The sequence below is a fragment of the Bacillus sp. SB49 genome (assembly GCF_000469135.2).
Lineage (GTDB): Bacteria > Bacillota > Bacilli > Bacillales > Halobacillaceae > Halobacillus.
This window is the reverse complement of sequence record NZ_CP048117.1, coordinates 3,205,600-3,228,666: the sequence shown is the minus strand read 5'-3', so window position 1 is coordinate 3,228,666 and position 23,067 is coordinate 3,205,600. Positions and strand designations below refer to the sequence as shown.

General features: G+C 50.8%; 17 protein-coding genes. 16 read left to right on the top strand and 1 reads right to left on the bottom strand.

From position 1 onward, the window contains the following. The first annotated feature begins 244 nt into the window (after positions 1–244). From M662_RS16830 to M662_RS16805, 6 genes are all read left to right on the top strand, one after another. Positions 245–700, top strand: a complete 456-nt coding sequence (locus tag M662_RS16830) for an IDEAL domain-containing protein (protein WP_008639974.1) — start codon at positions 245–247, stop codon at positions 698–700. Positions 701–999: 299 nt separating this feature from the next. Further along, complete coding sequence (locus tag M662_RS16825; protein WP_008639976.1) at positions 1,000–1,140, top strand: anti-repressor SinI family protein; 141 nt, start codon at positions 1,000–1,002, stop codon at positions 1,138–1,140. Positions 1,141–1,235: 95 nt separating this feature from the next. Further along, a complete protein-coding gene (locus M662_RS16820; protein WP_026577917.1) occupies positions 1,236–2,432 on the top strand; it encodes a helix-turn-helix domain-containing protein in 1,197 nt (398 codons plus the stop codon). A 232-nt stretch (positions 2,433–2,664) separates the two neighbouring features. Beyond that, on the top strand, positions 2,665–2,901 hold the full coding sequence (locus M662_RS16815; RefSeq protein WP_008639979.1) for a helix-turn-helix domain-containing protein: 237 nt from the start codon (positions 2,665–2,667) through the stop codon (positions 2,899–2,901). 39 nt (positions 2,902–2,940) lie between these two features. Continuing rightward, a complete protein-coding gene (locus M662_RS16810; protein WP_162129317.1) occupies positions 2,941–3,507 on the top strand; it encodes a hypothetical protein in 567 nt (188 codons plus the stop codon). A gap of 881 nt (positions 3,508–4,388) precedes the next feature. After that, positions 4,389–5,474: a glycosyltransferase family 4 protein gene (locus tag M662_RS16805; RefSeq protein WP_008640240.1), complete on the top strand. Its 1,086-nt coding sequence runs from the start codon at positions 4,389–4,391 to the stop codon at positions 5,472–5,474. Positions 5,475–6,104: 630 nt separating this feature from the next. Here the strand turns inward: M662_RS16805 and M662_RS16800 are convergent. After that, a complete protein-coding gene (locus M662_RS16800) occupies positions 6,105–7,121 on the bottom strand; it encodes a GNAT family N-acetyltransferase (RefSeq protein WP_236096525.1) in 1,017 nt (338 codons plus the stop codon). 464 nt (positions 7,122–7,585) lie between these two features. Between M662_RS16800 and M662_RS16795 the strand changes: the two genes are divergently transcribed. The 10 genes from M662_RS16795 (at position 7,586) to zwf (ending at position 23,042) form a co-directional block, all read left to right on the top strand. Continuing rightward, complete coding sequence (locus tag M662_RS16795; RefSeq protein WP_026577920.1) at positions 7,586–8,863, top strand: nucleotide sugar dehydrogenase; 1,278 nt, start codon at positions 7,586–7,588, stop codon at positions 8,861–8,863. A gap of 14 nt (positions 8,864–8,877) precedes the next feature. Further along, on the top strand, positions 8,878–9,591 hold the full coding sequence (locus M662_RS16790) for a WecB/TagA/CpsF family glycosyltransferase (protein WP_026577921.1): 714 nt from the start codon (positions 8,878–8,880) through the stop codon (positions 9,589–9,591). A 538-nt stretch (positions 9,592–10,129) separates the two neighbouring features. After that, the gene (locus M662_RS16785) at positions 10,130–12,349 is read left to right on the top strand and encodes a cell wall-binding repeat-containing protein (protein WP_026577922.1); all 2,220 of its coding nucleotides are present in this window, start codon (positions 10,130–10,132) and stop codon (positions 12,347–12,349) included. Between the two features lie 16 nt (positions 12,350–12,365). Next, positions 12,366–13,247 (top strand): hypothetical protein, encoded by an 882-nt coding sequence (locus M662_RS16780; RefSeq protein WP_051348895.1) that lies wholly within the window; start codon positions 12,366–12,368, stop codon positions 13,245–13,247. 27 nt (positions 13,248–13,274) lie between these two features. Further along, positions 13,275–15,641, top strand: coding sequence for a cell wall-binding repeat-containing protein (locus M662_RS16775; RefSeq protein WP_026577923.1), 2,367 nt, complete (start codon positions 13,275–13,277; stop codon positions 15,639–15,641). A gap of 705 nt (positions 15,642–16,346) precedes the next feature. Further along, complete coding sequence (gene murJ / locus M662_RS16770) at positions 16,347–17,876, top strand: murein biosynthesis integral membrane protein MurJ (protein ID WP_008634828.1); 1,530 nt, start codon at positions 16,347–16,349, stop codon at positions 17,874–17,876. After that, positions 17,869–18,756 carry a PIG-L deacetylase family protein gene (locus M662_RS16765; RefSeq protein ID WP_051348896.1) on the top strand — a complete coding sequence of 296 codons (888 nt, stop codon included), beginning with the start codon at positions 17,869–17,871 and terminating at the stop codon, positions 18,754–18,756. Before murJ ends, M662_RS16765 begins: the two co-directional genes overlap by 8 nt. A 25-nt stretch (positions 18,757–18,781) precedes the next feature. Beyond that, entirely contained in the window at positions 18,782–20,227 is a 1,446-nt protein-coding gene (locus tag M662_RS16760) for an O-antigen ligase family protein (protein ID WP_026577924.1), read from the top strand. Positions 20,228–20,242: 15 nt separating this feature from the next. Then, positions 20,243–21,331 carry a glycosyltransferase gene (locus M662_RS16755; RefSeq protein ID WP_026577925.1) on the top strand — a complete coding sequence of 363 codons (1,089 nt, stop codon included), beginning with the start codon at positions 20,243–20,245 and terminating at the stop codon, positions 21,329–21,331. Between the two features lie 211 nt (positions 21,332–21,542). After that, positions 21,543–23,042 carry a glucose-6-phosphate dehydrogenase gene (gene zwf, locus M662_RS16750; RefSeq protein WP_236096524.1) on the top strand — a complete coding sequence of 500 codons (1,500 nt, stop codon included), beginning with the start codon at positions 21,543–21,545 and terminating at the stop codon, positions 23,040–23,042. Positions 23,043–23,067: the final 25 nt, after the last annotated feature.

Sequence of the window (23,067 nt, the reverse complement as noted above, 5' to 3'; positions counted from 1 at the left end):
AGAACCTGCGTGGGCCAAGGACGGGGAGAAGTCGGGGCTTCTGCGGGAAGTAGAGGATAGCTTGAGGGGCTTTCCGTCTTCCTATATGTGAAAAGAGGCCTCCGGCAAGTGTCCCGAACACAGTCACCAAGCGGCAAAAACCTGCATACGAATAGGATTAAAAGGGCTTTTAATTTGTTGACAAATAAGCGATAATAGAATAAAATACTGAAAATTCAGATTTAATAACGAAGGGGTGGGCAACGTGTTGAACATAAAAATGTTAAAACCATACTATGTTAAGGAAGACAAACGCTTTATCCGTGTCGTTCTCGCCTACCAGTACTTTTCCTTATTCATCGATAACGAACTATACCAATTCATCCCGATGGAATCCAGAGAAATCATCATCGACCGAAACAAAAAGCGAGTACACAACGTCTTCGATATCTTCGTCTTCCAACGAGGCAAGAAGATGGTCTACGTCTCCGTGACCGACTTGCTTCAGCTTCCGGAATTCATTACACACCTTCACACGATTGTGTCGCCGTATTACGAAGAGGGGATCGAAATCAGCCAGCAATCATCAAGAGAAGTGAAAGAACTCATCCGTGAATTAGAAAAAAATAATCTTCGGCGCCTCATTGACAGGGCGATCGACGAACAAGATGAAGACGCGTTTCATCTTCTGACAGAGAAATGGAATGCGTTGTACACATGAACCAAGCGGGTATGATCGCTCATGCCTGCTTTTTTATTCCCTGAGAATACTTGTCCTTGTCGCATAGTGAACGTTTTCATGATGAAAAATGTAGAAGGATGAAAGTCTCATCATTTTTTTAAAAAATAAAGGAAACTAACTGAAAATAGTTAAAAAATAGTGAATTTAGTTAAAATATTTAACGCATTCATCCATTATAATAAGACTAGATTTACAGGTATAGGAAATTAAGGCACCGAGGGATCATACATAAACGACCCGGGGCCGCAGCGAAACCAAACCAGGGAGGTTGCCGAACAATGAATACAAAACCTGATATGCACGTGCTGGATGAGGAATGGGTGTCCCTGATGAGAGAAGCCAAGGCACAAGGTTTAAGTGTGGAAGACGTCAAGAATTACTTACAACAAGAGCATATAAGATCACGAAAAACCATATAGAAGGAATACACCTCTCCAAACCGGGAGGTGTATTTTTTTCCAAAGTGTTCTAGTATAATAGATAGAAAGTAGGATGGTGGGGGGGAGAGGACCGGATGAGTAATCATGAATGGATTCATCTGTTGAAGGATTGCTCACTCGCTTTCCAGATGCCGGTGTTCATGGTCAATGATCAGCCGAAGATGATTTATCATTACCCGGATCACCTGATGCGCCCGCCGCAGTTCGTGCGTGATTCCAATGTGCAGTACGTTAAGGAAAGCAAGAAACACCCCTTCCGTCTCCGTATGTATTCGGATGAGTTCATGCAGAGTTATTTTCTCTATACGATCAAAAGGACCGATATAGAAGTTGTACTTGGTATCGGTCCTTTTTTGTCTAATCAGATAGGAAAGAAGAAGGTGAAGGCGCGGGTCGCCGGCCGCGGGCTTGCGCCGGATGTGGAAGAAACCCTTCTGCACTACTTCGATCAGCTGTCCGTCCTCAGCGAAAGCAGGATCAAAGCGATCGAGCATCTGCTTGTGCAGATTCTGCCCCGGCCGGAACTGTCTTCTTCCTTTAATGAGCAGACGCAGATGCGCCGCCAGTTGAATGATTATTCACGGACGGTTCCTGCCTATTCGGAAGCGGTCGCTGCGAAAGAGAAGTTCCAGCAGCTGTTCCTGTCAGGATCGCCTGAGGCGGTGGCTGCTTATGCAAATTATAAGAAACTGCTTCAGCCTACCCATTCGGACAGGGACGAGATCCGTTCGGCGAAGAACCAGTTGATCCGGCTGATTACCGAGCTCGGAAACTGGTCCATCGAAGCAGGTTCGCAGCCGGATGAGATCATGTCATTAAACGACTTCTATTTGAATTATTTGGAGACGAGAGAGACGCTCGGGGAAGTGGAAGAGCTCGAGCAGAATGTCTTACGGTCCTTTCTGGAACGGATCGGCGGGACGAATGAAATGCTCCGGTCCTCTCCACTTGTCGAGCGGACGAAACGGTACATATTTGAGAACCTCGGCAGGCACTTGACCTTGAAAAAAATCGCCGATGCGATGAACGTGAACCCGAACTACCTTTCCGGCATTTTCGCACGGGAAGTCGGGGTCGCCATCACTCACTTCATCAATCAGCAGCGGATCGAAGAGGCGAAGGAACTGCTCTCGATAACGAACTACTCGCTGCTTGAAATCAGCACCCTGCTCGGCTACAACAGCCAAAGCTATTTCACACGGGTGTTCAAGGGTGTCGAAGGTATCGGGCCGAAGGAATTCCGGAAGAAATACCAGACCTATGAAGATTAAACAGCCGGGAGGTGCGCCTCCCGGCTGTTTTTTTATGCGAATGTTCTCAAAAAAGAATAATAGAAGAAGAAAATCTGCGAAAAAGCGAGAAATTCCTGCACTTTATGTTCTTAATAATGAAATTTATTCTTTTATTTCCGGTAGGTTTCGTATTATAATATTCTTAATAACGAACATCTTGATTCTATGACCGGCCGGCTGTTCGCTGGTTGATGAAAGTGAGGTTGGAAAAGTGACTTCCATTGGTGAGAAAATCCGTGTCCTTAGAGTGAGCAAAGAGTTGTCCGTCAACGAGTTTGCCAAGAAATCAGGGGTGTCCAAGTCTTATATCAGCAACATTGAACGAGGTGTGCAGAAGAACCCGTCCTTGATCATCATGGGGAAGTTGGCGAAGACGCTCGACGTCTCGCTGGAGGAGCTTTTGACACATAAATATGCGAAAGAACTGCAGCTGGAGGAGAAGGAGTAACTCAGCTTCGAAACGCCGATTAATCTGACAGGTGGTGACATGGTGAGAAACAGGACAATCTTCACAAGAGAAGCGGCGCGAAGGAATATCGCAACCATGTATTTGCCGATCCGTCGTCCAGGCAGCCCGGATATTCTTGTATTGGATCCGATCATCGATCAGTACTCCCAGCTTTTACTGAAGCCGGGGTGGCAGCTCCTCTGTTCCAAAGGGAGTGTTTTTGCTCAATCAGAGACAGAAACGCTCCCTGTAAACCGGATGATGGAAGCCGTAACCGGGGATGAATCGCCCCTTTCCTATGTGCAGGCGGCGGTCTGCTTCCATCATCTGCTCGACTACAGCGACCATCCGACGGGTGTCAATGCCTATACCATCATGGATGATGCCTTTGTTCGGGAGCTGGACCTGCTCGGTCAGTGGAAGATGGGCCGTTGGGAAAGAAGCTTCAATCCGATTTTCTTCTATGATTCCCTGCTTCACCCGGCTGTCATCCTGTTTACCTATCACCGGGAAGGGCCGGGGACGATCCAGAAGCATATCCACCGTTTCGCTTATCAATCCTACGCCCTGCAGACGATGCAGCGGACATGGACCTCCCATTCCTGAAACAGGCAGAAGCCTTCCCGGGCTTCTGCCTGTTTTTATGTATTTTTTCAAGATGCATTTTTTTAATGAGAGAGCGGGCTACGTGTAATAGGACGCTTTCCGCGGGGTGGCCGGTGAGCCTTTTTATCGCATTTGCTCTTTAGTCTTCACACCAGAAACTCTCGTTACCTGCTTGAAGGCATAAACCTGGAATAGTTTGTGCCCAGGTGTACGTTCGCTTTCATCTTTGACAAGATCGTTTAACAACATATTCAGCTAGGGGTTAGGCGTCTACCTGTTTTCTTCACGTTTCGACTCTAGTTACATAAAATAAAGAAAAATAGACAAAACACTTTTCAAATATTTACAAATACCTTATGATAGGAGAAATAGTCGAAAAATTGGACACATTTCCCGGGAAATGAAGCGAATGATGAAACTTTTTCGGTTATGTAGCCGTCTAATCTATACAAGATACATAGACTGCCGTCAAAAAAAGTAGTTTTGTCCCGAATGTTTGAGTGAACCGTAGTAGAAAGCTATGTTTGAAAAGGTGGGTAGCATGGATAATTTAAAGGAATTGTTACAGAACATCATTCAGAAGACAGAGAACTCTGAGCTGCTATCATCAAGAGAAGTCATCGACCATATGATTGAAGAATTACAACAACGATAAATAGATAGAAAACAGCGTCCATCCGGACGCTGTTTTCATTTTACCCTCTTGTTTTTCCGCCATATTTGCTGTACCCCTTCGAGCAGGCTCCCTCGCGTGTAAGTCGATGTAACTATCGAAATTGACGAAAAATAGAGACAACGTTTGACAAAACTCGCCTTCACCTGTGATATAATGTTAGCGTTGTCTCAAAACGAAAGACTAAAAATAGTTAGTGAGGATTTGTATGAACATTTATATAGACTTGACCATTGCTATTCTTTTGTCCATGGCCGTCAGTTATGTGCTGGTTTTTCCGGTCATGAAGCTTGCTGTAAAGTGGAAGATGATGGACTATCCGGAAATGAGAAAAATACATAAAGAAATCACTCCCCGTATGGGAGGGCTGGCGATCTTCGGTGGTACGGCGGCAGGGCTTTTGTACACGCGACCTGATGTACCGTATCTCCTGCCGATCTGTATCGGCGGATTCGTCATCGTCCTGACGGGACTGCTTGACGACCGCTTCCAGATCCGCCCGCTCTATAAGCTGGCCGGTCAGGTGATCGCGGCGCTGATCCTGATTTTCTCGGGACTGCAGATCGACGTACTCAGTATACCGTTCATCGGTATGGTGACGCTCAGTGATCCTGTCAGTATCCTCTTGTCGTTCTTCTGGATCATCGGGATTACGAACGCGATCAACTTGATCGACGGCCTCGACGGCCTCGCTGCCGGCGTGTCGACCATATCGCTGATCAGTATCGCCGTCATGGCACTTGCCATCGAGCCGCAGGTCGCGATTGTTTACCTCTGTGTCGTGCTGATCGGTTCGAACATCGGCTTTCTGTTCCATAACTTCTACCCGGCGTCGATTTATATGGGCGATACAGGGTCCTTGTTCCTCGGGTATTCGATGGCCGTCATCTCGATGGTCGGTCTGTTCAAGAACGTGACGTTGTTCAGCTTCATCATTCCGATCATTGTGCTTGCGATTCCTGTGTTCGATACGTTGTTCTCGATCCTGCGCAGGCTCATCAACAAGCAGAAGATCATGATGCCGGATAACAAGCATATCCACTATCAGATTCTGGCGGCCGGCTTCAGCCACCGGACGACGGTATTGATCATTTATGCGTTCAGTGCGATTTTCGGTTTCCTGGCACTCTTGTTCTCGCTGACTTCGTTCGGCATATCGTTGATCATTACGATCGTGATTTTGTTCCTGCTTCATCTGTTTGCGGAGATGACGGGTGTGGTATCCGGCGGAAAGCGTCCGGTCATCGGGCTGTTTTCGAGAGGGAAGAAGGAAAAAAGAAAAGAAGAAGGTTAAAAGAGCGGGGATTTCCCCGCTCTTTTTTTCTGCTTGTCAAAGAAGTAATTTTCATTCCGGCTCACAGGCGACGCTGTTAATCTCCGGGGAAGGCTGCGCTTTCCGCGGGCGGTCGGCGAGCCTCCTCAGAGCTCCGCTCTTCCGGGGTCTCTCCTGTCTCGCTTTTCCCGCAGGAGTCTCCTCCTTCCCCTCCGATCAACAGCTGATGAGTGTCAGGCGTGATGGGAGTGCCGTCTTACTTTTCTCCCTTTTATTAGAAGTATAAAAACACCGAATCGATTTCGATTCGGTGTTTTTGGCTTCTACATTTTTAGATGTTCTTCCGCGAGGGGTTCTAACGAAAGAAATCACCCGCAGAAGTCCCACTCAGCGTTTGTATCTAATTACGGAACGCTAATTTCAGCAAAGGGCGGAGGGAAATGGGCAGACTCCAACGGGATTAGCGGAATAGGTGAGACCCCGGAAGAGCGAATGCGATGAGGAGGCTCAGCGGCCGCCCCGTGGAAAGCGTCCCATTTCCCGGAGCCCGGTCCTCTCCATATTGATAAGAAACCCCCTTGAATGAACCGAGGGGGTTTTTTATGATGATACCTTCGTGACAAAAGTTATTGGGGGTGGATTACAAACCGATTAATACGAATCGACATCCCCCGGAGTGATGTACCACTTCGTCTGGTCGTTCATTTCTTCCGTCCGCGTGTGGAGGTCTTTTCCTACGAGCGGCATCGGACTGTCTTTATGGACGAAGCCCTTCGCTTTCAGGATGCCGGCGGCGAACGTATGAGGCAGCGCCCAGGATTGGACGACATCCGCATGCTTCAGCTCCAGCAGCGCCTGATCGAGGAGCACCGGCCACACATGTTCATCGACGCCGAGCCAGTCGATCAAGAGACCGTTCGTAAACGACCCTTCGCTTTGGTGTGTGATGACATAGCCCTTCAGCTCGCCTTCCTTATATAGAGCAATCATTTTATACGTTTTCGTCGGATGGTCGAAATAGCGCCAGTTCAAGTAGGCACTGTCCCGGACGACCAGCCCGTCCGCCATGTGCTTCGTCTGTTCCGCGAGGCGGTCGAACGCTTCGTCACAGCGGGTGATTTCTTTTTTCTCATAGCCGTCCAACTGCCCCTTCGGAGAACGGAGCTTCGTATAGAGGCCGTCCAGCGATTTCACGGCCTTCAGCGGTTTGAACTTGGTGGAAAGCAGGTGCAGCGGCTTCTGGACGTACATCCAGCGCGGCATATCGGTCAGATGGGTCGCGCCGGTGTAGCGGAGGAAGAGCTCCTTCGCCTTCGGTGCAGGAAAACCGTACAAGTACTCGATGCCGGCTTTCTTCCCCTCGGTGAGCAGGGCGTCGTTCAGTTTCTTGTAAACGCCTTTCCCGCGGGCGTCGGGGTCGACCATCGTATCGACACGGATCCCGACCGTAGTGACTTCGCCTTTGATATAGGCATCCATCAGCCAGAGACTGATGTGACCGAGAATTTTCCCATCCTCCTCGAAGACGAGGATGAACGGTTCTTTATGTTTAGGGTTCTGTTTGAATTTCCATTCCCACGCATCGAGCGGGCGCTCCTGATGGAACGTTTTCGTAAACAGGGTCTGTATTTGTGCTTCATCGCCTGGTTGATAGCGTCTGACTGTCATTTCGGATTCTTTCCTTTCTATATGAAGAAAATCATGCATCCAGTATAGCAAAAAAAGCTCCCGCCGCGCATGAACCGTTCGCTTCAGAGGCGGACATTTGTCTGTTTGTGGAAATATCACCGCTGGATGTTGTCGGAACAGGTCGCTTCGAAGTATAATTGATGCATGTGTTTATATGATGAGGATAGAACCGATTACGGAAATGAGCTACAATGGATAATCGGAGATCCTATTTCTTAGAAATGTTTGAACAATGGAGAAAAGAGGAACACAGGCAAGAGTTTGCTTTTTTTTATCCATTATATAAGAAAGATGACAACAAACGTCATAAACGCCGGATGTTGTCGAATGCTATAAGGAGTAGGACTAATTTGTCACTCATCCATCTATATACAAACGAATGCAAATAAACGGTACCACACTGATCACAACGTTCGTGTCAGAAAGAAAGGGAGTATAGTAGTATGAAGAAGTCACTGTGTGTCGTCGGTTTAGGGTATATCGGTCTGCCTACATCTGTCATGTTCGCCATTCATGGCCATCAGGTGCACGGCGTGGACGTCAACCGTAAAGCGGTGGAAATGATCAACAACAAGCAGCTGCATATCGAAGAGAACGGGCTGCAGGAGCGCCTGGAAGAGGCTGTGGATGCAGGCATGTTCAAGGCTTCTCTTGAACCGACGGAGGCAGATGTATTCGTCATCGCTGTTCCATCCCCGATCCGTGAAGATAAAACAGCCAACCTCGATTACGTCCGTAAAGCGACAGAATCGATCGTGCCGTTCGTGAAGGAAGGCAACCTCGTCATCCTTGAATCGACGGTACCTCCGCGTACGGTGGAGGATGTCATGCTTCCGGTCCTGGAGCAGACGGGCCTTGAGCTTGGTAAAGAATTGTTCGTCTCCCACTCTCCGGAGCGCGTCATTCCAGGGAAGGTGTTCCAGGAGCTTGTCGACAACGACCGCATCGTCGGCGGAATCGACGACAAGTCTTCCGAAATGACGAAGGAATTGTACGAGTCGTTCGTCAAAGGGACGATCCATTTGACGGATGCGACGACAGCGGAGATGGCAAAGGTCATCGAGAACACGTATCGTGACGTGAACATCGCGTTCGCGAACGAGCTTGCCCGCATCAGCGACAAGATCGGCGTCAATGCGTGGGAAGCGATCAAGCTTGCGAACTTCCACCCGCGTGTCAACATCCATACACCAGGTCCCGGCGTCGGTGGACACTGCATCGCGGTCGATCCTTGGTTCTTAGCGGAGATCGAGCCGGAGATTTCGGAAATCATCCAGCTGTCCCGTAATACGAATGATTACATGCCTGTCTATACGGCCGACCAGATCGAGAAGCTGATGAAGGAACAGTTCATCAACGACCCGAAAGTCGCGTTGTTCGGACTATCGTTCAAAGCCAACATCGACGACCAGCGGGAGAGCCCGTCCTTGAAGGTCATCATGGAGCTTGTTCAGCGCGGCATCAGCTTCACGTCTTATGACCCGCATATCAAGGAGAACGTCGTATCCAACCAGACGCAGGATATGGACGAGGCGCTCCAAGATGCGGACATCGTCGTCATTTTGACCGACCACGACGAGTTCAAGAAGCTCGATCCGGAAACGATCAAAGATAAGATGGGCAGCCGTGTCGTCTATGATACGAAGAACGCCCTCAATTTAGATACATGGAAAGCTGCTGGATTCGTCGCCAAGCGTTTGGGCGATTCCAAGAATGGATAAGTTAAGGTGAGAGCATGAAGGAACAGTTTTTAGGTGTCGATGTAAGCAGTCATTCCTATAATGACTTGAAGCGGAATGTGTTGGCAGATATCGAAAACAAGAAGCAGTCGTTCGTCGTCGCGATCAACCCGGAGAAGATTCTGAAAGCCCAGGAAGATGCCGATTTGAAGAACCTGCTTAATAAAGCGACTTATCAGATTCCGGACGGAGTAGGAGTCCTGATCGCTTCCAAGCTCAACAAGGGCAGCATCAAAGAGCGCGTCACAGGTATCGACATGCTGATGACGCTGTGCGGTCTCGCTCAGGAAAACGACAAATCCGTCTTTCTCTACGGTGCGAAGCCGGGCATCGCGGAAGAAGCGAAGGACAAGCTGATCGAAGAATTTCCGGGACTGAACGTCGCCGGTGTCATCGACGGCTACGAGAAGGACGAGCAGAAGATCATCGAAACGATCAACGCGGCAAAGCCCGACATCCTTTTCGTCGCACTAGGCAGCCCGCGTCAGGAATACTGGATCGTCGAGAACATGGATAAGCTCGACGTGAGCATCTTCCAAGGCGTCGGCGGCTCGTTCGACGTGCTGTCCGGCCGGATCAAACGGGCGCCTGCCGTTTTCCAGCGCTTCGGTCTGGAGTGGCTGTATCGTCTGATTTCCGAACCGTGGCGGATCAAACGCCAAATCCGTCTCCCGCTTTTCCTTCTGAAAGTGTGGAAGGCTAAAAAATAACTAGAGTTTTACCATCCGGATGCGTAGAAGAGACGCATCTGGATTTTTTTATGAAAAAAACAGAATATTAGTCCTATTTTTCTATAAAACCCCCATTACTATACTCCTAAATACTTGCAATCTTGCAAATGAACCCCAAGCGCCATTGTTTGTTGTCAGTACCTCCGATATAATGAGGTTCTGTGTAGAATAAGAAACTATTCCCATGGATACACGTGAAAAATATGGCATTTTGTCGTTTTCTGTTAAACATCCAGACCCCCTCAGCCGATGAAAGAAGGAGAGAGATTTCTCTCCGTTCGGAAGACGATCGAGTGAAGTTTCTTAGCACACGGCTCCTTCTTTTGATAGAAAAGAGTAGGTCAAAAGACGGAGAATCTTTTCATCCTCGCGTTTATTTTTTTCCGATTCTTACAACACGTACCGCCTTATTCTCTATTCCTATTACTTCAATCCAGCAGAACATCGTGAGAAACCGAACAAGAGGAAGGGAAGCAGCACTGCTTTCGGGCAAACACAGACCAAATAGGAGGTAATCATGAAGAAGATCCACGTGCTCAGTTTCTTTGTTCTATTCAGTTTATTCGCCATCTTCCCTACGGAAGCTGCGGCGGAACGGACCGTCGTCCTCGACCCGGGACACGGAGGAATCTATTCCGGAACCACCGGCTATTCCGGTGCATCGACGGGTTATTATGAGAAGCATTTCAACTTGGAAACAGCCAAGAAAATGAAGGCGGCACTTGAGGCCGAGGGGTATGACGTACATATGACACGGGAAGGCGATACGCAATTCTCGTCCGTCCTCCGCACCGATCTGAAGATGCGGTCGGACAACGGGAACGACTATGTGAAAGGGAACAATGACAATGCCATTTTCCTTTCCATTCATTCGAACGCGCTTCCATCCAACCCTTATATGAGAGGGTATGAAACGTATTATTTCGATATGGATACGATCAGTTCTACATACCCGCCGGACCCGATGCAGATCGAGTATGCACCGGAGAGTAAGCGGCTGACGAATGCAGTACATAAGAACATTTTGGCGGGAACGCCGCTGAAAGAAGGACGGGGCAAGGTGCCCGGCAACCTGTATGTGACAAGGAATGCCCAGATGCCGTCCGCTCTCCTCGAATTCGGCTACATGTCGAATCCGGAGGAAGAGAAGCTGATCCAAACGGCATCCTTCCAAAATCAGGCGGCAGCGGCTGTCGTGAAGGCAGCGGATGAGTTTTTCCAAGTGTATGAAGTCCGCACCCATGACGATGAGCTGTTGAAGCGTACCGAAGATAAGGGCGAAGCGCTCGATTATGCCGAGTCGAAGGACAACGTCTATGTCTTCGACAAGTATGCCCAGGAGCGAATCTATAACAATATCAATAAACGCTACGGCGTCTATCATTCTTCCAACAGCTCGGCGACAGAGTTGTTCTTGGATCGGGACGAAGCGATTGCCCATGCGAAGAAGTGGAAGAACATGCGCGTCGTCGATAACAAGGAAGGCCGTGTGATCTGGTCCAACTACCTGGATAAGAGCTATAAGGTCGTCCACTCCAACCAAGGCACGCTCTTTGAAGCCTATACGGAAGACGAAGCCGTCGCCTATGCGAAGAAATGGAAGAATACGTCCGTCATCAACGAGAAGAACGACAAGGTCGTCTGGACGAACTATTTGAAAGAAATCTATGACGTAACCCATACAGAGAAAGGCAGTCTTGCTTCCTTCTATAGAGAGGACGAAGCGGTCGCCTATGCGAAACATTGGAAGAACACGAAAGTGACGAACACCCAATCGGGAGATGTCGTCTGGGATAATATCGAATCCGGCTACAGCTATGCGTTCGATACGAAGAAGCTCTCCGGAAAAGACCGGATGAAGACGGCTGTCGAAGTATCGAAAGAGCTGTATCCGAACGGATTCCAGAGCGGAAGCCGCACCGTCGTTCTTGCGACAGCGTTCGAATTTGCGGACGCCCTGTCGGCAGGACCGCTTGCTGCGAAGTATGACAATGCACCGATCCTCTTGAACCGGACGGAATCGTTAAGCACCGAAGTGAGTCAGGAACTCGCCCGTCTGAAGGCGGACAAGGTTCTGCTTCTCGGTGGAGAGAATGCCCTGTCCAAAAAAGTGGAGGATCAGTTGAAGAAGAACTACGCCGTCGAGCGTATTTCCGGTAAGACAAGGATCGAATCGAACATTGCGATCAACAAACATCTGACGAATGCAGAAGGTGTCTTCGTCGCTTCCAGCACAAGCTTCCCGGATGCACTGGAAGCATCAGCGATCGCAGCAGCGAACGGCTGGTCGATCATTTTGACAGATAAAGAGGAAATCGGGGACGAAAGCCTCGCTTATCTTGCAGGGAAAGAAGTAGCGATCCTCGGTGGAACAGCCGTCGTTTCTGAAAAAGTCGAGAAAGCGATCATCAACAACAACGGGGCAGACCGTGTCGTCCGCTTGTCTGGTGCGACGCGTTATGGAACCGTCGTCGAAGCGATCCGTCACTTCGAGGATGAGCTCCATGCGGATACCGTCCTGACAGCGACAGGAACGAACTATCCGGATGCGCTCACAGCATCCTCCTTATCAGCGAAGACATCTGCACCGCTGATTCTCGTCGGAAAAGATCTTGATCCAGATATGAAAGAGCTGTTACAAACATACGGCCGCGAGAACGTCGTCGATCGTCTGGACGTCATCGGTGGTGTCGTAACCGATCAACTGCGTAATGAAATCGCCGGTTATTTGAAGTAAGAAGGAGTGTAGAGCTATGAGAAAAGGATGGATGCCTGCTTCCGTACTGTTCATCGCTCTGCTGTCGGCCTGTTCCGAAGATGTGGACAAGGCCGATCAGCTGGAGCCTTCCGAAGAGCCGACGGAGGAAGCGGCCGAAGAAGAAACGGACGCTGCGCCGGAATCCGAAACCGAAGTGCCTGAGGAAGAAGCTCAGGAAGATACGGAGAGCGGGGAAGCCGCTGCCGAACCTGCGGAAGAGGATGGAACGGCCGAAGAAGAAGCACCTGCAGAAGAGGAAGCACAGCCGGAGGAAGATGGGACGCCGGAAGAGGAACCTGCCGCTGAGGAAGAAGCAGATGCAGAGGATGACAGCGTAAACGCCGCCGGTGACAAAGCATCGGAGTCGGAGGAAGAAACGAACGTCGGTCTGAAGGCATACATGCCGGATGGTCCGATGACGAAGACATTCCTTCATAACGGGGAGTACGAAGCGACTTATGACATCGTTGCGGTGAAAGGGAACTTCGTCCAGCGGGTCATCACCTTCGGGGATATGGTGACGCTGCAGGTATTGGAATGGAAAGAAGGCAGCATCGCTGTCGTGTACGAAGAGTACAACCCGAAGGATACGTCTAATATGCTCGATACATTCGAGCCTGTCGAAACGATCAATGTCCTCGTTGACGCGACGAAAGGCGATACCGATCAGTTCCAGATCGTCGATCAGAAGGCGACGGTCCAATCCGATGTCCAGACGTTCGATAACGTCATCATCGTACGTTCGGTTTCCCAGGGCGGGAACGTCATCACCCTCCAGTCCTACGCGCCTGGTGTCGGGTTGATTGACGAACAAATTGAGGACAACGGAGATAACGGTTATGAAGTCGACTCCAAGCTTACCGCTTTGAAAAAATAAACTATGCATAAGAGAGAGGTAACGATCATGAAAAAACGTCTGCCACTATTGACTGCTGTCTTGTTCGGCTCCCTTGTTGCACCGCTGTCTGCCAACGCGGAATCAGCGAGTGACTGGGTCGTTGAGAAACAGAAAGAGTCCTTCACTGTGGAGGAAGGGACGACTGTCGACATCACGAACGGAGAAACGTCTGCTGCGGTCACGATCCGTGACAACGGCAAAGTCGTAGAAGAGAAGAAAATCGACCTGACGAAAGTGACGGAAGTACATAAGCTCTCCGATAACCGCCTGGCAGTCGTTTACCGCGCCGACGGTTCCGGACAGAGCCTGTTCTTCGACGTCTACAACACCGATACGTGGAAGAAAGTCTACGGTTCTGACGCCTACGAGCGAGCGAACTTCAAAGTCGACGGTGGAAAAATCGCCGTTGATTATCCTACCTTCGACGAAGATGCGATCAGCACAGAGCCTTCCGCTATCGTGACAGATACGTTCACGTTGGATGGTGGTGAAGTGAAGAAAGAAGCGGCGGAGGATAAGATTTCCGCTCAGAGTGCCACGGTGAAAGCAGCGAGCACGTCGGTGAATGAGAAATACAAAAACCCGAGCTACGCGGAAATCAACCGGATGCTGACCGATGCTGCGGAAGAGTTCGATATGCCGCCGGAAGTCGTGAAAGCGATCGCCTTCCAGGAGAGCGGCTGGCAGCAGTACTGGGACCCGGGCCGTACGCCGGTGTCGCATTATCAGAACAGCTGTACCTCCAACAGCACGACAGGAACGAAGTGGGACGGCACGAACGTGAAGCTCGGTTACGACTGTATCGGAATCGGTATCATGCAGGTATCGGACTACCGTTTCATCGAAGATCCGGTCAAGCGTCAAGAGGAAGTGACGAAGCTTTCGACGGATATCAACTACAACATCCGTGAAGGTCTGAAAATCCTCGATCAAAAGTGGAAGTACGCAAACAGCGGCCTGATCCCGACGGTCAACAATGCGGACCGTGACGTCATCGAGAACTGGTACTTCGCCATTCTCGCTTACAACGGCCTGTCTTCCCGTAACCACCCGATCGACAGTGCCTATGTTTCTTATCAGGACAAAGTGTACGACCGGATGCGTTCCTACGGATTGTTCCCTGTCACGCCACTTGCGACACAGGAACTCAATCCGAGAATCGACGGCATCCTGAAGTTTGAGAAAACGAATGTAACGATCGACAACCCGGTCCATACATCGAAGGCTGCCTTCACGAAGGGGCAGAAGGTCTATGTGACGGCAGGATCGCTTAACATGCGCTCCACACCGAACGGCGTCGTCAGAGCGAGCCTGAAGCGCGGTGATGCGCTGACGGTCACAGGTCCGGCGATCGGATCGAACAGCAACACGCAGCACTGGATGTGGTACCCGGTCCGCACGTCAAGCGGAATGACCGGCTATGTCGCTTCCAGCTACCTGTCTGAAAATAAAGAACCACGCTCCGTCGAGCTTGCTGGTAAGCACCGCTATGACACAAGTGCTTCCCTTTCCAACTTTGGATGGCATTGGGACAAGCCGAAAGTCGCCGTCTTAGGACGCGGCGATCTGCCGATTGATTCCCTGACAGGAAGTGTCCTTGCTTCCTATTATGATTCGCCGCTGCTTTTGACACAGCCGGATATTCTTCCCGAGCATGTCGAAAAAGAGCTGCGACGCATGAACCCGGATAAGATCTATCTATTGGGCGGCGAAGGTGGAGCGATCTCCGCTAAGGTCGAAAACCAATTGAAGAGCCAGTTCGGCAACGTCGTCCGCCTTTCCGGCGACACGCGTTACGGCACAGCTTACGAAATTGCGGATGAATTGACGAGCCAGATCAATGTCGATGAGATTTTCGTCACGACTGCGGATGCAGAATCTCCGGATGCCTTGTCGATCGCTTCCTATGCAGGACAGGCGCACACGCCGATCTTGTTGACAGGAACGAACGATCTGGATGAAGAGACGAGCCGGTTCATCAAGGAGAACGGCGTCAAGAAGGTGACGATCATCGGCGGAACGAACGCGGTTTCGTCACGGGTCGAATCCCAGCTGAAGAGCCAGGTCGGCACGGTCGAGCGTGTCTCCGGTTCGGATCGTTTCAGTACGAGTGTGAAGATTGCGAAGAAGTACTTCGGTAAGAACATGGAGAATGTTTTCTTCGCCCGCGGCCATATCGTGGTCGATGCTTTGTCTGCATCGCCGCTCGCTGCGAAGATGGAAGCTCCGATCATCCTGACACGAACGGATGCTGTTCCGAGCACGGTATCGGGTTACTTGAAGGGCTTGAACATCGCACCTAAGCTCTACTATCTAGGTGGAGATGCAGCCATCTCCGGTTCCACACGTTCCAAGCTTGAAAGCTATCGTTGATCGAATCCTAAACACTGTTTGGTCGATATAAAAAGCGCGTAGAGTCCAAAGAGACTCTACGCGCTTTTTCGTTTCCATTAACTTCACAGATAGCCTACTACACGATGAAGAAGAGGAAGTAGGTGCAGGCGTCTGTTATTTCCTCTCATCCAGCTGGGGATTGGAGGGCAGGGCGGAGACTCCTGCGGGAAAAGCGAGACAGGAGAGACCCCGGAAGAGCGTAGCTCTGAGGAGGCTCGCCGACCGCCCGCGGAAAGCGCAGCCCTGCCCGGAAATCCCCGGCGGCAGCAAGTTGCTGTTGCCCCCGGGAAATAGACGGGATGGTACTGAGCATTGCTGTGTTGTGTTTTCTGCACGAATAGGTTAAGCACTATACTCTTTCCTCTCATCGAGCTGGGAGTTGGAGGCAAGGACGGAGAATCCTGCGGAAAAGCGAGACAGGAGAGACCCCGGAAGAGCATAGCGCTGAGAAGGCTCGCCGCCCGCCCGCGGAAAGCACAGTTCTGCCCGGAAACCCCCGGCGGGTTGAACCACACAGGGATGAGATGATCCTATGTCGATCTAACCAACTTTACAAATTAATGGGAATAATTTTACTAGCAAATTACGATTGCCTGGAAGTTATGGTAAAATCACAAGATATGATTTATAGTTGTAATTGTCGTATTTTGTATGAAATACCCAAAAGTGAAAGAGGTAAATATAGTGAAATCTAAATTAGGACTAGCCAGTATTCTGTTCATCGGTGCGACCTTGCTGCTGAAGGTTTCCGGGCTGATCCGCGACATGGTCGTCGCCTATTATTTCGGGGACAGCTACGTGGCGGATGCGTACCTTGCTGCCTTCATCATCCCCAACATGTTGATTCTCTTCATGCAGAACGGGATGAAGAACGCGCTCGTACCAAGCTACATCGACGCCGTGGAAGAGAATCGCGGCAGGAGTCATTTAGGACAGGTCTTCAAGGGGACGCTCGTCCTCGCTTTTGTGCTGTCCTTGATCGGAATGGCGGTGGCGCCGTTCATGATCCGCATCTTCTATCCGGATTTCAGTCCGGAGGCGACGGAGATCGCGACATGGGTGACGGTCATCTTCTTCTCATGTATCGCCATCGTCGGCATGAACGCGGTGCTGGAGGCATTCTTTGATGCCGAAAGCAAGTTCTCGCTGTCGATCGTCTCGCAGATCATCGTCATCCTGAGCTCGATCCTGTCTGCGTTCCTTTTCGCAAACAAAATCGGGCCGTACTCGCTTGCGCTCGGGTATGTCGTCGGAACGGTGCTGTCGCTTGTCTTCAAGCTGTTCATCACCATTCCGAACAAGTCGATGCGCATCCGCGAGAAGCTGGACTGGATCGAAGTGAAGAAGTTCTACTGGGTGTTCCTGCCCGTCGGACTCACCGTTGCGGTCGGCCAGGTCAACCTGATGGTCGGCTCGATCTTCGCCGGTTTCCAGGGCGAAGGGGCGGTCACCTACATCAACTACGCGAAGAACCTCGTCCACATGCCACAGGCGATCTTCGGCGTGACGATCGCGACGATCATCTTCCCGATGCTCTCGAAAGCGATCACGAACGAGGATAACGACCTGTTCAAGCGCGGCATTGAAAAAGGGCTCACGACGATGTACCTCGTGCTTATGCCGGCGGTCATCGGCATGATGCTTCTGATGCCGAACTTGATCGAGCTCTTCTTCCAGCGCGGAGCGTTCGGAGAAGACGCGACGACGGCAACATCCCAGGTTGCGTATTACTACTTCGGGTCCGTCCTGTTCTTCAGCCTGAACAACGTCATCAACAAAGGCTTCTACACGCTGAAGAAAGGCCACATGATCCTGATGATCAGCATCGGCTCCATCGGCCTGAACGTGTTGTTCAACTTCCTGTTTGCGGAGTGGCTCGGATATCTCGGTATCCCGCTTGCTGCATCCGTCATGGCCCTGTTCTACACAGGTGCCTGTCTGATCGTCTTCGTGAAGCTCGTGGGCAGCCTCGACTTCAAGGCGATCATCATCGACTATGTGAAAATTACGATCGCAACGGCGATCATGGCAGCCGCCGTTTACGGCCTGCTTCAAGTGATGGACACGATTCCGAACATCATCCAGATCATCACGGCAGCCATTACAGGCGCCATCGTATTCGTCATCGCCGTCTTTGCGATGAGAACGAATGCCTTCCTATTTTTATGGAATAATCTAACCAAACGAAAGAAGAAGGGGAATCGTGATGAGTAGAAAAGAATTAGCTATGAAAGTCGTCCGCCCGGTCAACTCGCCGGTGACGAAGACGTTGTTGAAACGGCATTATAATGAAGATTTGGAGCCGGTCATCGATGAGGGCGTGAAGAACGTCCTCGTCCTTGCTCCACATATGGATGATGAGACGATCGGACCCGGCGCGACGCTCCGCAAGCACGCCGATGCCGGTGCGAACGTCCACGTCCTGTTCATCACGGACGGCGGAAGCAGCGTCAGCGACCTGTCGAAGGAAGAGCTGATGGAGGCCCGCCGTGCGGAAATCGATGAAGTCACGACCATCCTCGGTCTGACGAGCGTCGATTATTTGAACCTTCCGGATGGAAGCGTTTCGAGCGATCCGACAAGCATTTCCTACATCAAAGAGAAAATCGAACGGATCCAGCCGGAGGTCATCTATACGACGCCGTACATAGATGCTCATCCGGACCATACCCATACAGCGCAACTCCTTGCTGATACGCTGAAGGAGCTGCCGAACTTCTATCCGAAGGTCCGCATGTATGAAATCAACTGTGCTTTCCCGCCGAGTGCGATCAACTGTGTGATCGACACGACGGATCAGCACGGCCATAAAGTCGAAGCGACGAAAGTGTTCGGCTCCCAGGCCATCGCCTTCGACGGCTTCCTTGAGCTCAATCACCTGAAGGGGAATCTCGTTACTCCCGGAGTTGAGACGGCGGAAGCCTTCATCGAATGGGAGCGGGGGTACTTTATCAACCACTGTGACACCCTGACGAATATGAACTACCATTTCCCGAAATACTTCAAACAAGTCAACCGGACAGACACACTGCTGTGGGCGATCTTTAAGAACTACGCCATGAAGAAAGATCTCTACCGCAAAACGATGCCCTAAATAACAGAAAAGAGGTGCCTATCCCATGCCCATAGAATGGAAAAAACTCACATTCATCCCGCTCATCCTGGCTTTCTTCTTTGTCGGAGCGGCCCTTGATAATACCGTCGTAGACCTTGTGATGATGCTCTTCTTCGCAGGCTACGCGCTTGTGAAACCGAAAAACGCACTCATCGTGCTGTTCATGTATTTCCCGATCCGCCCGTTTTTGCTGGAGTACAACACGGCATTGAAGGGGATCGGAGACATCATCGTCTTCGCGCTCTTATTCCGCATCCTTTGGATGTATAGAAAAGACTTGAAGAAGCTGTTCCATTTCTACTGGTTCGAGCTCGCCTTCATCGGATTCATCATCGTCGGAGCCGTTTCCGCCTTGATCACAGGCGTGACGCCGACCGCAATCATTTTCCAGATCCGCGGATTCGTCCTGTTCTATCTCGTCTTCTACATTGCGAAGCGCCTCGAGATCACGAAGGAGGATGTCTACAAGTTCGTCGCGACGACGATATTCGTGACGGTCATCATCTGTATCCATGGATTGATCGAGAAGCTCTCCCTCCGAGGGTGGCTGCTTCCGCAAAGCTGGCAGGATATGCCGCTGTCTTCGAAGAACCGGATCCGTATTTACGGCATGATCGGAAACCCGAACATCCTGGCTTACTATCTGTCGTTCTCGTTTGCGATCATCCTGTATTACCGTAACTGGTTCAAAGGGAAGTACCAGTGGCTCTTCTACGTCATCCTTGCGCTGACGTTCGGCGTCTGGGCGCTTACGTATTCCCGCGGGACGTGGATCGCTGTCGGCGTCGCCCTGCTTGCCTACGTGCTCGTAACGAAATCGTGGAAGTTCCTGAAGACACTCGCCCTTACGCTTGCTGCCGGAATCGTGCTTATCGCTGTCCCGGTCAGCTACGCAACGTCCTTCATCGAAGATACCAACTTCGGTCAGGAGAAGAAGTCGAAGCAGTCCGTCTATGATGAAAGTGAAGGAAGCTTCCGCGACCGGATCGGTTCGACGTTCGATAAGGAAACCCGTGAACAAAGCGGGCAGTCCGGCCGTATCTGGATCGTGAAGCAAGGATTCGAGATCTTCCTCGATCACCCGGTCATCGGAACCGGATTCGCGACCTACGGTGATGGAGCTACACTCAGCTACGGGTCTCCAATCTATGACGATTACGGCATCGAACGCGAATTCTATTCCGACAACCAGTACATCCAGATCATCACCGGAACGGGAGCTGTCGGCGTCATCCTGTTTGCCGTCTTCCTGTTGAACATGCTGTATGAAATTTGGAAGCGGAGAAAAGAAACGATCCTCGCACCATTCCTGTTCGCTGTACTGCTTGCTGCGTTTGCGGCCGGTATGGTTTACAACATATGGGAAGGGGATTCGTTCACGATCTTCTACTTCGCCCTGCTCGGATTTTTGTTGAACATGAGGCCAGACCATGAGCCTGACCTCCACTAAGGAGAGAGAAAGCTTATGAATAAACGTGTGCTAGTCATCAGCAACATGTATCCCAGTCGGAAGAATCCGACGTACGGAATCTTTGTAAGAAACCAGGTGGAAGCATTGAAGGAGAAGGGGATGTCGATCGATATCGCCGTCAACCGCGACAACCGCGGCGGCAAGTTCCACCTGCTTAAGAAATACTTGATCTGGATGCTGAAGATCCTGATCAAGCTTCTGACAAACGGGCGCTCCTATGACGTCATCCATGCCCATTACATCTTCCCGAGCGGACTGCCGGCGCTTCTCTTCAAGAAGCTGTTCAAAACGAAGCTCGTCGTCACCTCCCACGGGGGAGATCTCGACCAGATGGCGAAGAAGAACCCGTGGATCCGTAAGATGACGAAGAAGATCATGGAGAAGGCGGATGAAGTCATCGTCGTCGGCGAAGCGCTGAAGGACGAAGTCGTCGGGGAGTTCCACATCCGCCCCGACAAAGTATCCGTCATCAACATGGGCGTCGACCGCAGCGTCTTCCGCCCGGTCGATGCCGGGGAGATGAAGGACGAACTCGGACTTTCTCGCGACCGCAAGCACATCCTGTTCGTCGGCAACCACATCAAGGCAAAAGGACTCCAGGAGCTTCTCGAAGCGTTCCAGTCGCTCAACAAACAGCGCAGCGATATGGAGCTTCACTATATCGGAAGCGTGAAGGATGAGAACTTCCTCGACTTCCTGAAGCGGAGCGTCCATCCGGATCAGAAGGCGCACGTCCATTTCCACGGGACGAAGAGCCAGGCCGACCTTGCCAAGTGGACGGCTGCGGCCGATGTGTTCGCCCTTCCTTCCTATATCGAAGGCTTCGGACTCGTCGCCCTCGAAGCGATGTCGTGCCATACGCCGGTCGTCGCATCGAACGTCGGCGGGCTCACGTACCTCCTGAAGGACGGAGCCGGCATCCTCGTCGAACCGAAGAGCGCCGAGTCGCTCGAAGCTGGTCTTAAGCAGATGGTCGAAGACGAACTCGGCCGGAAGCGGATGATCGACAAAGGCGAAGAAATAGCGGCACAAAACGACACCGATATCCTTTTGGACAAAATCATCGCCCTTTACAACAAGTGATGCATACTTCTATCAAATGGTCGAAACATAAGGTTAAACCAGCAGGCTGACGCAATTTCCATGCTCAGCCTGCTTTCGTTTAAATCGTCTTGCTTTCATAAAAAAATGTCGAATTATATAATAGGGTATAGTGTGGATGACTTAAAAAATTGGTAAAGATGCTATATACTTGAGTACAGTGCATTGGTAAAGTACAGGAGGTAGAAAAGAAATGGATCAAAAGGAACGTGAACAATTGGATGTAAATGGAATCGATTCCGTCGAAATGATGGATGACATGACCTTTGTTTTATTCGGAGCAAGCGGAGATTTGGCCAAACGTAAAATCTATCCGGCCTTATACAACTTATATATCGAAGGCAAAACTCCAGAGAAGCTCTCTGTCGTAGGTCTTGGACGTAAGCCATATACGAAAGAAGTGTTCCACGACATCATCAAGGAGTCCCTGGAAACCTTCTCCCGCCGCAAAGCGGACCCGGACAAGCTCGAGACTTTCCTCGACCAGTTCCGTTACTTCATTTTCGATGCGATGGAAGCTCAGTCTTATCAGGACCTGAAAGCCTTCATCGAAGAGCGTGAAGCGGAGATCGGTATTCCGGACAACCGTCTGTTCTATCTATCCGTCGCGCCGACACTCGTCGAGCCGATCACCGAATCGATGAACGAGAACGGCATCACGAATACAGAAGGATGGAAGCGTCTGATCGTCGAGAAACCATTTGGCAGCGACCTTGCCAGCGCCCAGCACTTGAACGAGCGCCTGACACAAGTGTTTAACGAGGACGAAATCTTCCGTATCGACCACTACTTAGGAAAACCGATGGTGCAGAACCTGGAATCCCTGATCCGTCCGAACCCGATCCTGAAATCGATCTGGAACCACGAACTGATCTCCAACGTCCAGATTACGGCGAGTGAGACAGTCGGTGTCGGTACACGTGCCGGTTATTATGACAAATCCGGAGCAATCCGTGATATGGTCCAGAACCATCTGTTACAATTGGTAATGATGACGGCGCTGCACCACCCAGAGAAGTTGTCAGCGAAAGAGATCGAAGAGAGAAAGACAGCGATCATGCAGTCGATCCGTCCTGTAACGGACAACATCGAACAGCACGTCGTCCGCGGGCAGTATGAAGCAGGCGAACTCGACGGCGAAGCTCTGCCTGGTTACATGGAAGAAGACGGCGTCGCCGAAGATTCCAACAACGATACTTACTTTGCAGCGCGCTTGTATCTCGATAACGAATACTGGAAGGACATCCCGTTCTACATCCGTACAGGAAAACGCCTGTCCAAGAAATCGACCCAGATCGTCATTGAATTCAAGAACGAAGCAGACGAAGCAGAGGTACAACAAGGCGTTGTCTCCAACCTGCTCGTCATTGAAATCAACCCGAACGAAAGCATCAGCCTGCGCGTCAACATGAAGGACGACTCGAACGAACACTTCGAACCGGCTTACGTCACGTTCTCGAAGAACTTGGACGACCAGCCCGAAGCATACGAGAACCTGTTGAACGACGCCATGGGCGGCCTTTCCACCTACTTTGCCCACTGGAGCGAAGTAGAGCTGTCATGGAAATGGATCCAGCCGATCTTGGAAGCCTTCGAAGCGGACCAGCTTCCGCTCCACGGCTACAAAGCAGGATCACAAGGACCGGCAGCTGCCGACGACCTGCTTAAAGAAGACGGCTTCAACTGGTGGTAAGAACGACGTTTATTACAAAAGGGAA

Bases quoted from the DNA above. Each gene is read 5' to 3' on its own strand.
- M662_RS16765 (WP_051348896.1), top strand. From the start codon at position 17,869: ATGAGTAGAAAAGAATTAGCTATGAAAGTCGTCCGCCCGGTCAACTCG.
- M662_RS16755 (WP_026577925.1), top strand. From the start codon at position 20,243: ATGAATAAACGTGTGCTAGTCATCAGCAACATGTATCCCAGTCGGAAG.
- M662_RS16800 (WP_236096525.1), bottom strand. From the start codon at position 7,121: ATGACAGTCAGACGCTATCAACCAGGCGATGAAGCACAAATACAGACC.
- M662_RS16790 (WP_026577921.1), top strand. From the start codon at position 8,878: ATGAAGGAACAGTTTTTAGGTGTCGATGTAAGCAGTCATTCCTATAAT.
- M662_RS16795 (WP_026577920.1), top strand. From the start codon at position 7,586: ATGAAGAAGTCACTGTGTGTCGTCGGTTTAGGGTATATCGGTCTGCCT.
- M662_RS16825 (WP_008639976.1), top strand. From the start codon at position 1,000: ATGAATACAAAACCTGATATGCACGTGCTGGATGAGGAATGGGTGTCC.
- M662_RS16775 (WP_026577923.1), top strand. From the start codon at position 13,275: ATGAAAAAACGTCTGCCACTATTGACTGCTGTCTTGTTCGGCTCCCTT.
- M662_RS16820 (WP_026577917.1), top strand. From the start codon at position 1,236: ATGAGTAATCATGAATGGATTCATCTGTTGAAGGATTGCTCACTCGCT.
- M662_RS16810 (WP_162129317.1), top strand. From the start codon at position 2,941: ATGGTGAGAAACAGGACAATCTTCACAAGAGAAGCGGCGCGAAGGAAT.
- M662_RS16760 (WP_026577924.1), top strand. From the start codon at position 18,782: ATGCCCATAGAATGGAAAAAACTCACATTCATCCCGCTCATCCTGGCT.
- M662_RS16805 (WP_008640240.1), top strand. From the start codon at position 4,389: ATGAACATTTATATAGACTTGACCATTGCTATTCTTTTGTCCATGGCC.
- M662_RS16780 (WP_051348895.1), top strand. From the start codon at position 12,366: ATGAGAAAAGGATGGATGCCTGCTTCCGTACTGTTCATCGCTCTGCTG.
- zwf (WP_236096524.1), top strand. From the start codon at position 21,543: ATGGATCAAAAGGAACGTGAACAATTGGATGTAAATGGAATCGATTCC.
- M662_RS16785 (WP_026577922.1), top strand. From the start codon at position 10,130: ATGAAGAAGATCCACGTGCTCAGTTTCTTTGTTCTATTCAGTTTATTC.